This window comes from Kaistia algarum (genome assembly GCF_026343945.1).
GTDB classification, from domain to species: domain Bacteria; phylum Pseudomonadota; class Alphaproteobacteria; order Rhizobiales; family Kaistiaceae; genus Kaistia; species Kaistia algarum.
Genome location: NZ_JAPKNJ010000003.1, coordinates 407,676 through 422,702, shown reverse-complemented (window position 1 = coordinate 422,702; position 15,027 = coordinate 407,676). Strand labels below are relative to the sequence as shown.

Below are 15,027 nucleotides of genomic sequence, written 5' to 3'. Positions count from 1 at the left end.
GGATTTGAACTCCACCCTCTATAGACCGGCTCGATCCGATGGCGAAGCCGCCGATGGGCGATCCATCAGTGTCCGCCGGCCCCCGCCTCCGCACCGGCCTTGTCGTGGACTGCGAAACGCTCGACCATCGTCGCGCTGGCATCGTTCAACCCCACGACCTCGACGTCGAGGCCATGCCGACGGGCTTTCATGACAACGCGGTCCAGCGCGCCGATCGCCGAGATATCCCAGAAATGCGCGCCCGTGACATCGACCAAGATCCGGTCGATCGGCTCCAGAACGTCGATCGAATCGGCAAAGGTGCCGGCCGAGGCGAAGAACACCTGCCCGTCAACCCAATAGGTCCGTGTCCGCCCGTCCTCTGACAGCCCCGACGAGACGCGGCTCAGCTTGGAGACCTTGCCGGCGAAGAAGACGCCAGACAGCAGCACGCCGACGATCACACCCTTGGCAAGATCATGGGTCGCAACCACCGTCGCGACCGTCGCCAGCATGACGACCGAGGACGGGACGGGATTGCTGCGCAATTGGAGCACGGAGCGCCAGGAGAATGTGTTGATCGAGACCATGATCATCACGGCGGTGAGCGCGGCAACAGGGACGATCGCCAGGAGATCCTGCAGCGCGACGAGGAGCACGAGCAGGAACGCGCCGGCAACGAGCGTGGAAAGACGGCCGCGAGCGCCGGAGGAGACATTGATGACGGACTGGCCGATCATCGCGCAGCCGCCCATGCCGCCGAACAGCGCCGAGGCGATATTGGCGACGCCCTGTCCCTTGCATTCGCGATTCTTGTCGCTCGACGTGTCGGTCATGTCGTCGACGATTTGCGCCGTCAGCAGCGATTCGAGCAGGCCGACCGCCGCCAGCGTCAGCGCTACTGGCAGGAGGATGCGCATCGTCTCGATCGTCAGCGGAACCTGGGGCAGGCCGAAACTCGGCAGCGCCGATGGCAATTCGCCGAGATCGGCGACAGTGCGGACGTCGAGCTTGAACACGACCGCCACCGCCGTCAGCACCGCGATGGCCACCAGCGGCGAGGGAACCGCTCGGGTGACGCGCGGCAGAAGATAGATGATGGCAAGGCCGAGCGCGATCAGCCCATAGGTCGCCAGCGGAACGTCCACCAATTGCGGCAGTTGCGCCATAAAGATGAGGATCGCCAGCGCATTGACGAAGCCCGTGATCACCGAGCGGGAAACGAAGCGCATCAGCCGGCCGAGCTTCATGTAGCCGGCAACGATCTGCAGCAGGCCCATCAGGATCGTGGCGGCGAACAGATATTGCACGCCATGGTCGCGCACGAGCGGGACCATGACGACGGCCGTGGCGGCGGTCGCGGCCGAGATCATCGCCGGCCGGCCGCCGACAAAGGCGATGACGCAGGCGATGACGACGGAGGCATAGAGGCCGATCTTGGGATCGACGCCGGCGATCACTGAAAAGCCGATGGCCTCGGGGATCAGCGCCAGCGCGACAACAAGGCCCGAGAGGACATCGCCGCGAAAATTGGAAAACCAATCGCGACGCACGGTGGAGGATAAGGTCATAAGGAGGGGTCCGCAGCCGATGCACGGATAGCGCTCGCTCGCAGCGAGACGGCATTTTCGTGTCATTTGCGTTGTCCGGCGGATCGGCGGCCGGAAGAGCCACCCGGAATTTCACCGGGTCCAGTCGAATAGACCCTTCTAGTCCGACGCACCGCCGCGACGCAACATTTCTTCTACAGAAATGCTGCTGTCGCTAAGAAGCGTGTCCCGATCGCCACATGAAGCCCGTTCTCGTGAACGGCTTCAGTCCATTCGCACGCCGCCGGTGATGTTGATGCCCTGCCCGGTCATGAAGCGCGCGGCGTCGGACGCAAGGAAGACGACGACGTCGGCAACGTCCTCAGGCTCCTCGATGCGGCCGAGCGGGGTCAGCGAGATATATTCGGCGCGCACCGCTTCAGGTGTCATACCGCGCAATTCCGCCTCCCAGATGATCTCGCGCTCCTGCATGGACGTCTTCACGAAACCCGGGCAGACGCAGTTGACGCGAATGCCCTTCGGCGCCAGTTCGCGGGCCAGCGCCTGCGTCCAGCCGAACACGGCGAATTTCGAGGCCGAGTAGTGAGCGAGAAGCGGTGCACCGACCTTGGCGGCCAGCGACGCCGTGTTGATGATGCAGGCCTCTTTCTTCTCGGCCAGGAAATAGCGGGTCGCGATCTGGTTGGCGAGGAAGACGCCGCGGGCGTTGACGTCGAAATTGAAGTCCCATTCCTCGTCGGTGATGTCGATGGCCGGGCGCATGGTCGAGACGCCGGCATTGGCGCAGAGAATGTCGATCCCGCCGAGCCCCTCGACGGCCTGGTCGAAGGCGTGCTGCACCGATTCGCGCTTCGTGACATCGACCTCAACGGCGAAACCGCCATTTTCGAGCTCGGCAACCACGCTCTGGGCGCCCATGACGTCGAGATCGGCGATTGCAACCGTCGCTCCGGCACGGTCGAGGGCGCGCACGATCGCCGCGCCGATTCCCTTGGAACCGCCCGTCACCAGGGCCTTGCGACCCGAAAGATCAAAGATTCCCGCCATTTCCATAGCTCCCGTCACGGCCACGCCTTGAATGCCGCACAACAAATCGCAATTCCGCACACTTTACAACGCCGTCCTTCAGGATAATGTGCGGTTATGTTCGAACCTGTTGCACTCTGAACGTCGGGGGCTTGCCTGATGCCTAGCGACCTTCCGAGCTACGACGCCTCCGCCGGTTTCGGCCGCATGCCGGCCGGGGCGCGTCAGTCGCTGATCCTGGATGTGGTGGAGATGGACGGTTTCGTTTCCGTCTCCCAGATCGCGTCCAATCTCAACGTATCGGAAATGACGATCCGGCGCGACCTGGTCGTCCTGGAAGAGCGCGGCCTACTGGCGCGCACCCATGGCGGCGCGGTCTCGGCCGCGACGAGCCCGCGCGAGGTGTTCGACCTCGAGGAGCCGGCCTTCAAGCGCCGACGCCATCGGAACGCCCGCGAAAAAGCCGCGATCGCCCATGCGGCGGCGCGATTGATCGGGCCGAGCGAGACCATCGGTCTCGATGTCGGCACGTCGACGCTGACGCTGGCCGAGGCGATCGTGGAACGCGCGGACCTTCGCGTCTTCACCAACAGCCTGCGCGCCGCCATGGTGCTCTCCGCCTCGAAGAGCCCCGTCTATGTGCTGGGCGGCGAAGTGCGCAATCCGGAGCAGTCCGTCGTCGGCTCCCGCGCCGTGGGCGAGCTCGCCAATTACAATCTCGACCGCGTCTTCGTCGGCGTATCCGGGCTGATCGAGGCCGGCTTCTTCGATTATTCGGTCGAGGATTCGGAAGTGAAGCGCGCCTTCATCGCCCGCGCCGAGCAGACCGTCATTTTGTGCGACTCCTCGAAATTCGATCACCGCTCGCTCGCGCGCGTCTGCGACATCGCCGGCGCCGACGTGCTGGTGACCGATGCGCCGCCGCCGCCGCATCTGGCGAAGGCGCTCGACGAGGCGCATGTCGAGGTCATCGTCGCCGGCGTCGCTGCCGAGCGCCAGGCCGGCTAACTGAATTCCGGCGCCGACCGATCGGCGACCGCGCAAAGGAGATGTGGGGAATGGTGTTTGATTTCTTTGGTGACCGCCGCAAGGTCGTCGTCGGCATGGTCCACATCGGCGCGCTGCCGGGTACCCCGCTCTATGATTCCGCCGGCGGCGTCGACAAGCTGATCGCCGATGCGGCGAAGGATCTCGAAAAGCTCCAGGCGGGCGGCGTTCATGCCGTCATGTTCGGCAATGAGAACGATCGTCCCTATGTCTTCAAGGCAAGTCCGGCGACGCTGGCGGCCATGACGGCGGTCATCACGGCGCTGAAGCCGATGCTGAAGATACCCTTCGGCGTCAACTATCTCTGGGATCCGACGGCCTCGGTCGCGATCGCCTGCGCCACCGGCGCCTCCTTCGCCCGCGAGATCTTCACCGGCCTGTTCGCCTCCGACATGGGCCTCTGGCAGCCCAATGCCGCCGAAGCGCTGCGCCTTCGCCGCGACCTCGGTCGGCCGGACCTGAAGCTGCTCTTCAACATCAACGCCGAATTCGCCCACACGCTGGATCAGCGCCCGATCGCGCTGCGCGCCAAGAGCGCGGTCTTCTCCTCGCTCGCCGACGCCATCCTGGTCTCCGGCCCGATCACCGGCCAGCCCGCGGAGACTTCGGATCTGAAGGCGGTGCGCGAAGTCATCGACAGCGTTCCGGTCTTCGCCAATACGGGCGTCCGGCTGGAGAACGTCCGTGACGTGCTTTCGATCGCCGACGGCGTCATCGTCGGAACGAGCTTCAAGGTCGATGGCAACACCTGGAACCCGGTGGACGGGGACCGCGTGAAACGCTTCATGGACGTGGTCGAGAGCCTGAGCTGAGTTACGCCCTCATGCCAGCCCCCGACACGGTCATCGGCCTCGATATCGGCACGACCTCGACCATCGGCATTGCCGTGCGCATGCCGGGCGAGATCGTTCACGTCGCCTCGCGCCCCGTCTCCCTCTCCTCCCCCCGCCCCGGCTGGGCCGAGGAGGATCCCCGCGAATGGTGGGAAAACAGCGTCGCGATCCTGAAGGAACTGGTCGCTTCCCTGCCGGGCGGCGCCGGCTCGCTCGCCGGACTTTGCGTTACCGGCATGCTGCCGGCCGTCGTCCTGATCGACGCGGATGGCGAGGTGCTGCGACCCAGCATCCAGCAGAGCGACGGACGCGTCGGGCTGGAAGTCGACGAGCTCAAGACCGAAGTCGACGAGGCCGCCTTCCTGAAGCGCACCGGCAATGGCGTGAACCAGCAACTGGTCGCGACCAAGCTGCGCTGGCTGGCGAAGCACGAGCCGGAGACGTTCAAGCGCATCGCCACCGTCTTCGGCTCCTATGACTATATCAACTGGCGGCTGACCGGGCGGCGCGCCGTCGAGCAGAACTGGGCGCTGGAAGCGGGCTTCACCGATATCGCCACGGATGAGATCGCCGCCGACCTTGTCGCTCTGGGCGGCCTGCCGCGCAGCGCCGTGCCCGACCGCACCGTGACCCACGAGACTATGGGCACCGTTTCTGCCGAAGCGGCCGCGGCGACCGGCCTGCCCGAGGGCCTGCCGATCTTCGGCGGCGCGGCTGACCATATCGCTTCGGCGCTGGCCGCCGGCATTGCGCGGCCCGGCGACATTCTGCTCAAGTTCGGCGGCGCCGGGGACATCGTCGTCGCCAGCGACCACGCCGCGCCGGATTCGCGGCTTTATCTCGACTATCACCTCGTCCCCGGTGTCTATGCCCCGAATGGCTGCATGGCCGCTTCCGGCTCGGCGCTCAACTGGCTAGCCGGAATGATCGGCGACACGTCCGGCGACGAGCGCCCGCATGTCGGGCTCGACCGGCTGGCGGCAGCCGTCCCAGCTGGCAGCGAGGGGCTGATCTGCCTGCCCTATTTCCTCGGCGAGAAGACCCCGATCCACGATCCGCTGGCACGCGGCACCTTCATCGGGCTGACGCTCACCCACGGCAAGGGCCACCTCTGGCGGTCATTGCTGGAGGCGATCGGCTATGGCTTCCGCCACCATCTCGATGTGCTCCTCGACATGGGCCATGCGCCGAAGCGCCTCTTCGCCTCGGACGGCGGCACCAAGAGCCGGGTCTGGATGCAGATGGTCGCCGATATCGTCGGCATGCCGCTGCAACTCCTCGACAATCCGCACGGCTCCTCGGTTGGCGCCGCCTGGGTCGCCGCGATCGGCAGCGGCCTCTCCGATGACTGGTCCGCCGTGAGCCGCCTCGCCCGCCACGGCGACGTCGTCGTGCCCGACCCCGCCAACCGGCAGGTCTATGACCAGGGTTATGCGCGCTACCGCGCCGCCTATATCGCCCTGAAGCCGATCTTCGCGATGCCCTGAGCCTCGCCATCCGTTCGGAACCTCTCCGTGCCCTGCCCGTTGGCTGCACGGCGGGGCGAATGGAGGGAAGCAGCATGGATCCGAAGCGCGGCTATTCGAACACTGACGAGACGCAGCAGGGCGGCTTCTCGAACGAGGACGACAATATCGAGCACCAGCAGCAGACCGACCTCGCCGAGGAAACGGAAAATCTGCCGGATCCAGCTGGCGAGCGGCATGCGCCCGCGCATGAACTGGAAGAGATCGTCCCCTGAATTCTCCTAGCCGCTTTGGTCGGCTCGACCCCGGCAAAGGCGGCCTTCGGGCCGCCTGTTCTATTGGTCCCCTGTGCCGGAAGCCAAGAGGGCCCGGCATGGTGCCGAGCCCTCGTTGCGAAATTGATTGGATGAGCGTCAGTTGCCCTTGCCGCCCTTCGCCTTCGCCAGCTGCGACGGGGAGAGTTGCGAGGGCGCCACCTCAGCCCCCGTTACGCCCGATCCCGGCTGCACCGAGGCCAGCGGATCGGAGGTCGGAAACGTGTCCTTGAGTTCCTTGTCGAGCTTCTTGTCCTCCGCGGCGCGGACCTGCCGCGCAGCGCGCCCGGGAACGATCGCATTCAGGATCTGATCGACGACCATAGTGATCTCCTTCGCCACAAGCGGCGTCGGAAACTCAATTCCAAGCCTTGCGCTTCGTTCCCACATGGCTTCAACCGCCGCTCCCCCGATCGTGAACGCGGCGCGGCGGGAAAGGCCTAAGATTGGCGGGAGACGAACCCGACGGACTAGGTCGACGCGAGCGAGGAGGACATCATGGAATTCAAATTCCTGGAGCGTTGGCAGCCGCAATTGCTTGCCGCCCTGCGCATCGTCGCCGCCCTCCTCTTCCTGGAGCACGGCACCAGCAAGATCATGGGATTTCCGCAGGATGCGATGATGGACGGCCTGCCGATGTTCTCGCTGTTCTGGATCGCCGGCATCATCGAGATCGTCGGCGGCCTGCTGCTCTTGATCGGGCTCTTCACGCGGCCGGTCGCCTTCCTGCTCTCGGGCGAGATGGCGATCGCCTATTTCATGGAGCATGCGCCGATCGACTTCTTCCCCCTGCGCAATCAGGGCGACGGGCCGATCCTGTTCTGCTTCGTGTTTCTCTATCTGGCCGCGGCCGGACCCGGCGCCTTCAGCCTGGATGCGGGTCGTCGGTCCTAGGCAGGAACGGTCTCATAGCCAACCTCGGACATGGCCGCGCGAATTGCAGCTTCCGGGAAGGACGTCTCGACCTGGACGAATTTCGCCGCGATGTCGGCAGCGACCTGCGCCGATGGATCGACCGACCGCACCGCCTTCTCGATCGTCGCGACGCAGTGCCCGCACGACATTTCCGGAACTTTCAGAACCAGCACTTTCGAACTCCTTGGATAGAAGACGTGGTGAAGATGACCCTTCCCATCATGGCAAGGTCAAGCACCAAATCGACCTCTTGACCTTCCCATGATGGGAAGCTCTACCTATCTCGTCATCACCCCTAGAAAGGGAACCAATCCGATGACGCGCCACGCCGACCTCAGTACCCTCAAGACCGCGGAACCGATCGACCTCGCCATCGAAGGCATGACCTGCGCCTCCTGCGTGTCACGGGTCGAGAAGGCACTCAAGAAGGTCCCCGGCGTCACCGAGGCCAGCGTCAACCTCGCCACCGAACGGGCCACCGTGCAAGCGGGAGGGGCGAACGCTGAAGCGCTGGAGGCGGCCGTTCGCGCCGCCGGCTATGAGGCGCATGCGATCACGCGCGCCGCGCCGCAGGAAGACAGGACGGACAAGCGCGACGAAGAGGCGCGCGAACTGGGGCGGAGCTTCTTGATCGCCTTGGTGCTCTCCGCGCCGCTCTTCCTGGTCGAAATGATCGGCCACCTCATCCCCGCTTTCCATCATTGGGTCGGCATGACGCTCGGCCCCTGGAACGGCTATTGGCAATTCGCCCTGGCGACGCTGGTTCTCGCCGGCCCGGGTCGGCGCTTCTTCGCGAAGGGCGTTCCGGCGCTCCTGCGCGCCAGCCCCGACATGAACGCGCTGGTGGCGATCGGCGCCGGCGCCGCCTGGCTCTATTCGACCATTGTCACCTTCTGGCCGAACCTCCTGCCAGAGGGAACGGGCTCGCTCTATTTCGAGGCGGCGGCGGTCATCGTCACGCTGATCCTGCTTGGGCGGATGCTGGAAGCGCGAGCCAAAGGCCGCACCGGCGCGGCGATCCAGAAGCTCATCAAACTGCAGCCGCCAACGGCGCGGATCGAGCGCGACGGACGTGAGTCCGAGATCACCATCGAAGCGGTGCGCGTCGGCGATATCGTGCGCGTGCGGCCCGGCGAGCGCATCCCCGTCGACGGCAAGCTCGTCGAGGGCGCGTCCTATGTCGACGAATCCATGATCACGGGTGAGCCTGCGCCGGCAGCGAAGTCCGTCGGCGACGCTGTCGTCGCCGGCACGATCAACAAGACCGGCAGCTTCGCCTTCCGCGCCGAGAAGATCGGCGCCGACACGGTGCTCGCCGAGATCGTCCGCATGGTCGAGACGGCGCAGGGCGCCAAGCTGCCGATCCAGGGGCTGGTCGACAAGGTGACCGGCTGGTTCGTGCCCGCCGTCATCGCCGCGGCCTTGCTGACCTTCGCAGCTTGGTACTTCCTCGGACCGGAGCCCTCGCTCTCGCTTGCCCTCGTCAACGCCGTCGCCGTGCTGATCATCGCCTGCCCCTGCGCCATGGGCCTGGCAACGCCGGTCTCGATCATGGTCGCCACCGGCCGGGCGGCCGAGCTGGGCGTCCTGTTCCGCAAGGGCGATGCGCTGCAGAGCCTTCGGGAGGCTCATATCGTCGCCATCGACAAGACCGGCACGCTGACCGAGGGGCGCGCGGCACTGACCGATCTGGAAACGGTGGCCGACACCGATCCCGCCGAGGTGCTGCGCCTCGTTGCCAGCGCCGAAGCCCGTTCGGAACACCCCATCGCAGCCGCGCTTGTCGAAGCGCTACGGGCGGACGGAGCAGCCTTCATTGCCACAACCCGCTTTGAAGCCGCCCCCGGATTCGGCATCTCCGCCGTGGTCGACAGCCGGCATGTTCAAGTCGGAGCCGATCGCTTCATGGAAAAGCTCGGCCTGTCGGTCTCCGCCTTCGCTGAAACAGCCGGCCGACTCGGAGCCGAGGGCAAGTCGCCGCTCTATGCCGCGATCGATGGCCAGTTGACCGCGATCCTGGCCGTCGCCGACCCCATCAAGCCGACGACGCCGGCCGCCATCGCCGCGCTACATGAACTCGGCCGCCGCGTCGTCATGGTCACAGGCGACAATCGCGCAACCGCCGAGGCGATCGCAGCCCAGCTCGGCATCGACGAGGTCGTGGCAGAAGTCCTTCCGGACGGCAAGGTCGCCGTCGTCGAACGGCTGAAGGCACGCGGCGGACGGGTGGCCTTTGTCGGTGACGGCATCAACGACGCCCCTGCGCTGGCCGCGGCCGATGTCGGCATCGCGATCGGCACCGGCACGGATATAGCGATCGAGAGCGCCGATCTGGTGCTGATGTCGGGAGACCTGCAGGGCGTCGTCAGGGCGATCGGACTTTCCGAGGCGACGATCCGCAACATCGGCGAGAACCTGTTCTGGGCCTTCATCTACAACGCCGTGCTGATCCCGGTCGCGGCCGGCGCACTCTATCCCGCCTTCGGCATCCTGCTGTCGCCCATGCTGGCGGCCGGCGCCATGGCTCTGTCCAGCGTCTTCGTCGTCGGCAACGCCCTGCGTCTGAAGCGCTTCCAGCCGCTGAAGGCGGGAGACAAGGCATGAATATCGGCGAAGCATCGGCCGCCTCAGGCGTCTCGGCCAAGATGATCCGCTACTATGAGCAGATCGACCTGATCCCGGCGGCGGCGCGCACCGAGGCCGGCTATCGGCTCTATTCCGACCAGAATGTGGCTACGCTGCGCTTCATCCGCCGCGCCCGTGATCTCGGCTTCTCGGTCGAGGAGATGGGCGCGCTGCTGGCGCTCTGGCGCGACAAGAACCGCGCCAGCGCCGAAGTAAAGCGGATCGCCGACGACCACGTCGCCGATATCGAGCGCCGCATCCGCGAACTGGAGAGCATGGCGAAGACGCTGCGCCATCTCGCCAGCCACTGCCATGGCGACGAGCGGCCGGATTGCCCGATCCTCGACGATTTTGCCGATGGCGCGGCGCCGCCGGAGCCGGCAGCCAAACCCAGTCGCAGGGCCGGCTTCAGACGATAGGTCGACGGACCGGCCGACGCCTCGCGGGCGCTATTCTTCCAGATGAACCACACGCTTCTCCTTCGCCGATCGCAGCGCGGCATCGGCGAGCACCAGCGCCTTGAGCCCATCATCGCCGGAGGGCGTGATCGGTCCGCCACGCTCGACCGCCGCGATGAAGGCGGCGATCTCGGCGCGATAGGCTTCGGTGTAGCGCGTCATGAAGAAGTTCAGCAGCGGCTCGCGGCGATAGCCGTCGCCATTGGCGATTTCGATGTTGGTGGCGCGGAGGTTTTCGGCGCTGACGAGCCCCTTCGAGCCATGCACCTCGATGCGCTGGTCATAACCATAGCTCGCGCGGCGCGAATTGGAGATCTGCGCGATCCGGCCCGACTTCGTCGTCAGCACGACCGAGGCGCTGTCATAGTCGCCGAGTTCCCCGATCTCCGGATCGACCAGCACCGAGGCGCTCGCGTAGACGGTTGCCGGCTCCTCGCCGAGCAGGAAGCGCGCCATGTCGAAATCATGGATGGTCATGTCGCGGAACAGGCCGCCGGAGCGCTTGATATAGTCGGCCGGCGGCGGGCCGGGATCGCGCGAAACGATCGACACCATCTCGACCTTGCCGATCGCGCCCTCGTCGATCTGCCGGCGAACCTCGACGAAATTCGGATCGAAGCGGCGGTTGAAGCCGACCATCAGCTTCGCATTCTCGCTTGCCACGACAGCGAGGCAGTTCCGCACGCGGGCGACGTCGAGATCGATCGGCTTCTCGCAGAAGATCGCCTTCTTCGCCCGCGCCGCCCGCTCGATCATGGTGGCGTGCAGGTCGGTCGGCGTCGTGATCAGCACGGCGTCGATATCGCCTGCCGCGAGGATCGCATCCGCCGAGCGCACCTCGGCGTCGGAGCTCGCCGCCAGCTCTGCCGCCGCATCGGCGAAGGCATCCGCGACCGCGACGAGCTTCGCGCCGGGATTGGCGGCGATCGCCCGCGCATGCACCTTGCCAATTCGCCCGGCGCCCAAGAGACCCAGTCTCACCGTCATGTTCCGCTCCTCGCCAAGACGTCTATCCAGAATGAATTTGGTCAGGAAGATCCGACATCGGTCCAGCCGCCCGTCTCGAACGACCTGGCCATCGCGGCCACGGTGCGCTCGATCGAATGGCCGGTCTCAAAGTCGATGATATGCGCCGGCTCGCCCGCGACCCGCTTCAGAATCTCGCGCGCCTCGATCACCTTCAGATCGTTGAAACCAAGGCCATGGCCCGGCGCGGCGACGAAGCGGGCATAGGGCGGATGGACCGGCCCGGTCAGGATGGTGCGGAAGCCCTGGTTCGCGACGGGTCCGCGCGCCTCGAAGATCTGCAATTCGTTCATCCGCTCCTGGTCGAATGCGATCGTCCCCTCGGAGCCGAAGATCTGGACCGCGATCCGTCCCTTGCGCCCCCAGGCCGAGCGGTTGAGCTGCAACACGCCCGAGACGCCGTCCTCCAGTCGGAACAGGATGTTGGCGATGTCGGCGGTCTCTACGGCGCGCGACGTGCCATCAGCGGTCTGGCGAGACGGATAGGGCTTGGCCAAATCGGCGACGACGCGGGCGACGCGGCCGAAAAAGACCGTGAGCAGCGACAGCGGATGGACGCCGAAATCGTCGAGCGCGCCGTGACCCGATCCGGCCTCGCTCTTCCAGCCAAACGGCGCCTTGGCGTCGGCCATGAAGTCCTCGTCCATCTCGATGCGGATGTGGTTGACGGCGCCGATCGCCCCCTGATCGACCAGCGCCTTCATGTGCCGCATCGCTGGGTTCTGGATGTAGTTGTAGCCGAGCGCCGTGACCCGCTCCGACCGCCGCGCCGCCGCCAGCATGGCGTCCGCGTCCGCCATCGATGTCGCCATCGGCTTCTCGCACCAGACATGCTTGCCGGCATCCATCGCCGCGATCGCCATCTCGGCATGGAAGGCGTTCGGCGTCGTGATCGAGACGATGTCAACTTCCGGGTCGGCCACGACATCGCGCCAATGGCCGGTCGATTTCTCGAAGCCGAACTCGCCCGCCTTCTGCGCCGCAAGATCGGCGTTCACTTCGGCAAGATGGACGAGGCGCGGCCGCCGCGTCACATCGCCGAAGGTCGGCGCCACCGCGTTCCAGGCAAGCGCATGGCATTTTCCCATATAGCCGGTCCCGATCAGGCCGACGCCGATCGACTGCATGACATGTTCTCCCGGAGAGACAGCTTGGAACGGAGGATCAGACCTTCTTGCGGCGGCGCTGGCGCTGCTGGTCGACGATGACGGCGGCGACGATGATCATGCCCTTCACGATCTCCTGATAATACGCGTCGATCCGCAGGAAAGTGAATCCGGAGGTGACGACGCCGAGGATGACGACGCCGATTACCGTGCCGGTGATGCGGCCGACGCCGCCGGTCAGCGACGTGCCGCCGATGACGACGGCCGCGATGGCATCGAGTTCATACATGACGCCCATGCCCGGCTGGCCGGAGGCGACGCGCGCGGCGGTCACCACACCGGCAAGGCCGGAAAGCAGGCCGGCAACGGCGTAGACCTTAATCAGATGCTTGCCGATATTGATGCCGGAAACGCGTGCAGCCTGCGGATTGGCGCCGATCGCATAAGTGAACTTGCCGTAGCGTGTATATTTGAGCGCGACATAGAAGATGGCGGCGACGGTCAGGAAGATGACCACGGGCCAGACGCCCGATCCGATCGCAGCGAAGCGGTCCTGCAGCAGCGCAACGGGCTGGCCGCGCGTGTACCATTTGGCAAGGCCCCGCGCCGTCACCATCATTCCCAGCGTCGCGATGAAGGGCGGGATGCCGGTATAGGCGATCAGCGTCCCATTGATGGTTCCCGCCAACAGCCCGACCACCAGTCCGGCGATCACCGGGACGATGATCGGAAGGCCCGTGAGCGAGGGATAGACGGCGCGGGCATAGTCCGAATTCTGCGCCAGGCTCGCCGCCACCATGGCCGTGAACCCGACCACCGATCCGGATGAGAGATCGATACCGCCCGTGATGATCACCTGCGTCACGCCGACAGCGATGATGCCGATCACCGAGACCTGCAGCACGATGATGGTCAGACGCTGCTGATTGGCGAGGAAGCTCTGGCCGACGAAGATCCAGCCGAGGATCTCGAAGATCAGGGCGATGCCGACGAGGACGCCGAGGATGGATAGTTCGGGTGGCAGCTTACGCTTGCCCGACGGAACAACGCTCTTGGCGCCCTGCACTCTGGCTTCCGCTTCGCTCGCCATGACGTCTCTCCCAACTCCCCCCTGCCCGCCTAGTGCGAAGCGAGGTCCATGATCTTGATCTGGTCGGCTTCGGATCGGTCGAGGAAGCCGGTGACGCGTCCCTCGTGGATCACCATGATCCGATCGCTCATGCCGAGGATTTCCGGCATCTCCGACGAGATCATGATGACGGCGACCCCCTCCCCGGCGAGCTTCGAGATCAGCCGGTGAATCTCGGATTTCGCGCCGACATCGATGCCGCGCGTCGGCTCATCCAGGATGAGGATACTCGGCTTGGTCAGCAGCCAGCGCGCGATCAGCACCTTCTGCTGGTTGCCGCCCGAGAGGTTCAGCACGGTTTCCTGCAGATTGGGCGTCTTGACGCGCAGCGCCGTCGTCATCGCCTCGCAGTCGCGCGTCAGGCTCCCCTGCGCGACGAAGCCGAAGCGGGAATAACTGCGCGTCAGCACCGCCATCTGCGTGTTCTCGAGCACGTCGAGCAGCAGGAAGCAGCCGGTTTCCTTGCGATCCTCGGTCAGGAACGCCATGCCATTCGCCATGGCGGTGGTCGGCGCATCGACGACGGTCTGTTTGCCCCGGATCGCGATCGTGCCCGAAGTTGCCGGCGTCACACCGAACAATGCCTCGGCAATGTTGCTGCGGCCCGAGCCTACGAGACCGGCAACGCCCAGGATTTCGCCCGCACGGAGATCGAAGGAGACATCGCGAAAGACGCCCTCTAGGCCGAGATCGCGCACGGACAGCACGACCTCGCCGATCGGCACCTCTTCCTTCGGAAACATCTGCGTTATTTCGCGGCCGACCATCATGCGGATGATGTCGTCGCGCGTGACGTCGTCCGAGCTGTGCGTGCCGATATAGCGGCCGTCGCGGAAGATCGAGACTTCGTCGGCGATCTCGAAAAGCTCGTTCATCTTGTGGGTGATGTAGACGATGCCCTTTCCGTCCTCGCGCAGCTTGCGGATGATGCGGAAGAGATGGTCGACTTCGCGCTCGGTCAGCGCCGAGGTCGGCTCGTCCATGATCAGCACATCGGAATCATAGGACACTGCCTTGGCGATCTCGACCATCTGCCGCGCGGCGACGCTGAGCGTGCCGAGTTCGGCATCGGGATCGAGGTCGATCGACAGGCGCTCGAAGAGGTCGCGCGTCATCCGGCGCATGGCGCCATGATTGACGAAGCCGAAGCGGTTCAGCGGCTCGCGACGGATCCAGATATTCTCCGCGACACTCATCGACGCCATCAGGTTCAGTTCCTGATGGATCATCGCGATACCGTTCTCCAGCGCGTCGAGCGGCGACTGCAGGCGGATATCCACGCCGCGCAACCGAAACGAGCCCGCATCCGGCGTATAGATGCCGGCGATGATTTTCATCAGCGTCGACTTGCCGGCCCCGTTTTCGCCCATCAGCGCATGGACCGTGCCGCGCCTCAGGCGGAACTGGACGTTGTCGAGCGCGACGACACCGGGAAATTCCTTCCGGACGCCCTCAACCTCCAGCAGGAAGGGCGCGCCGGGCACGGCGCCGCTCTCGCGCACCGCCTTCATCGTCTGCGGACTGAGCATAGGCTTCTCCGATACGCCGGACCG

14 protein-coding genes, 1 pseudogene and 1 other annotated feature are annotated in these 15,027 nt (G+C 65.4%); of the genes and pseudogenes, 7 read left to right on the top strand and 8 right to left on the bottom strand.

Features of this window, described 5'->3' with window-relative positions; all coding sequences use genetic code 11:
• Window positions 1-65: 65 nt before the first annotated feature.
• Both OSH05_RS20295 and OSH05_RS20290 read right to left on the bottom strand, forming a co-directional pair.
• On the bottom strand, window positions 66-1,550 hold the full coding sequence (locus OSH05_RS20295; protein ID WP_104217850.1) for a SulP family inorganic anion transporter: 1,485 nt from the start codon (window positions 1,548-1,550) through the stop codon (window positions 66-68).
• A gap of 69 nt (window positions 1,551-1,619) precedes the next feature.
• Window positions 1,620-1,675 (bottom strand) — a sequence feature (sul1 is cis-regulatory element that is thought to sense ions involved in sulfur or methionine metabolism; They are found in Alphaproteobacteria).
• A 118-nt stretch (window positions 1,676-1,793) separates the two neighbouring features.
• On the bottom strand, window positions 1,794-2,582 hold the full coding sequence (locus OSH05_RS20290; protein ID WP_165801519.1) for an SDR family NAD(P)-dependent oxidoreductase: 789 nt from the start codon (window positions 2,580-2,582) through the stop codon (window positions 1,794-1,796).
• 132 nt (window positions 2,583-2,714) lie between these two features.
• On the opposite strand from OSH05_RS20290, the gene OSH05_RS20285 reads away from it, so the two are divergent.
• The 4 genes from OSH05_RS20285 (at window position 2,715) to OSH05_RS20270 (ending at window position 6,176) form a co-directional block, all read left to right on the top strand.
• A complete protein-coding gene (locus OSH05_RS20285) occupies window positions 2,715-3,563 on the top strand; it encodes a DeoR/GlpR family DNA-binding transcription regulator (protein ID WP_104217852.1) in 849 nt (282 codons plus the stop codon).
• A 50-nt stretch (window positions 3,564-3,613) separates the two neighbouring features.
• On the top strand, window positions 3,614-4,414 hold the full coding sequence (locus tag OSH05_RS20280) for a BtpA/SgcQ family protein (protein ID WP_104217853.1): 801 nt from the start codon (window positions 3,614-3,616) through the stop codon (window positions 4,412-4,414).
• An 11-nt stretch (window positions 4,415-4,425) separates the two neighbouring features.
• Window positions 4,426-5,922 carry an FGGY-family carbohydrate kinase gene (locus tag OSH05_RS20275; protein ID WP_104217854.1) on the top strand — a complete coding sequence of 499 codons (1,497 nt, stop codon included), beginning with the start codon at window positions 4,426-4,428 and terminating at the stop codon, window positions 5,920-5,922.
• 74 nt (window positions 5,923-5,996) lie between these two features.
• On the top strand, window positions 5,997-6,176 hold the full coding sequence (locus tag OSH05_RS20270; protein WP_104217855.1) for a hypothetical protein: 180 nt from the start codon (window positions 5,997-5,999) through the stop codon (window positions 6,174-6,176).
• A gap of 138 nt (window positions 6,177-6,314) precedes the next feature.
• Here the strand turns inward: OSH05_RS20270 and OSH05_RS20265 are convergent, their stop codons facing one another.
• On the bottom strand, window positions 6,315-6,539 hold the full coding sequence (locus OSH05_RS20265; protein WP_104217856.1) for a hypothetical protein: 225 nt from the start codon (window positions 6,537-6,539) through the stop codon (window positions 6,315-6,317).
• A 174-nt stretch (window positions 6,540-6,713) separates the two neighbouring features.
• On the opposite strand from OSH05_RS20265, the gene OSH05_RS20260 reads away from it, so the two are divergent.
• Window positions 6,714-7,109: a DoxX family protein gene (locus OSH05_RS20260; RefSeq protein ID WP_104217857.1), complete on the top strand. Its 396-nt coding sequence runs from the start codon at window positions 6,714-6,716 to the stop codon at window positions 7,107-7,109.
• On the opposite strand, the gene OSH05_RS20255 is transcribed toward OSH05_RS20260, so the two are convergent.
• Complete coding sequence (locus tag OSH05_RS20255) at window positions 7,106-7,303, bottom strand: heavy-metal-associated domain-containing protein (RefSeq protein ID WP_104217858.1); 198 nt, start codon at window positions 7,301-7,303, stop codon at window positions 7,106-7,108. The two genes, OSH05_RS20260 and OSH05_RS20255, sit on opposite strands and share 4 nt — an antisense overlap.
• Before the next feature lie 178 nt (window positions 7,304-7,481).
• Here OSH05_RS20255 and OSH05_RS20250 point away from each other — a divergent pair.
• Both OSH05_RS20250 and cueR read left to right on the top strand, forming a co-directional pair.
• A pseudogene (locus OSH05_RS20250) lies at window positions 7,482-9,734 on the top strand (heavy metal translocating P-type ATPase); the annotation flags it as partial.
• The gene (cueR, locus tag OSH05_RS20245) at window positions 9,731-10,174 is read left to right on the top strand and encodes a Cu(I)-responsive transcriptional regulator (RefSeq protein WP_104217860.1); all 444 of its coding nucleotides are present in this window, start codon (window positions 9,731-9,733) and stop codon (window positions 10,172-10,174) included. The pseudogene OSH05_RS20250 and the gene cueR, both read left to right, overlap by 4 nt.
• 30 nt (window positions 10,175-10,204) lie before the next feature.
• Here the strand turns inward: cueR and iolG are convergent, their stop codons facing one another.
• From iolG to OSH05_RS20225, 4 genes are read right to left on the bottom strand one after another with little or no spacing between them, the layout of a single operon-like run.
• Window positions 10,205-11,200 carry an inositol 2-dehydrogenase gene (iolG, locus tag OSH05_RS20240; protein ID WP_104217861.1) on the bottom strand — a complete coding sequence of 332 codons (996 nt, stop codon included), beginning with the start codon at window positions 11,198-11,200 and terminating at the stop codon, window positions 10,205-10,207.
• A gap of 41 nt (window positions 11,201-11,241) precedes the next feature.
• Complete coding sequence (locus OSH05_RS20235; protein ID WP_104217862.1) at window positions 11,242-12,366, bottom strand: Gfo/Idh/MocA family protein; 1,125 nt, start codon at window positions 12,364-12,366, stop codon at window positions 11,242-11,244.
• A gap of 37 nt (window positions 12,367-12,403) precedes the next feature.
• Complete coding sequence (locus OSH05_RS20230) at window positions 12,404-13,435, bottom strand: ABC transporter permease (protein WP_104217863.1); 1,032 nt, start codon at window positions 13,433-13,435, stop codon at window positions 12,404-12,406.
• A 29-nt stretch (window positions 13,436-13,464) separates the two neighbouring features.
• Window positions 13,465-15,003 (bottom strand): sugar ABC transporter ATP-binding protein, encoded by a 1,539-nt coding sequence (locus tag OSH05_RS20225; RefSeq protein ID WP_104217864.1) that lies wholly within the window; start codon window positions 15,001-15,003, stop codon window positions 13,465-13,467.
• Between the last annotated feature and the right edge of the window lie 24 nt (window positions 15,004-15,027).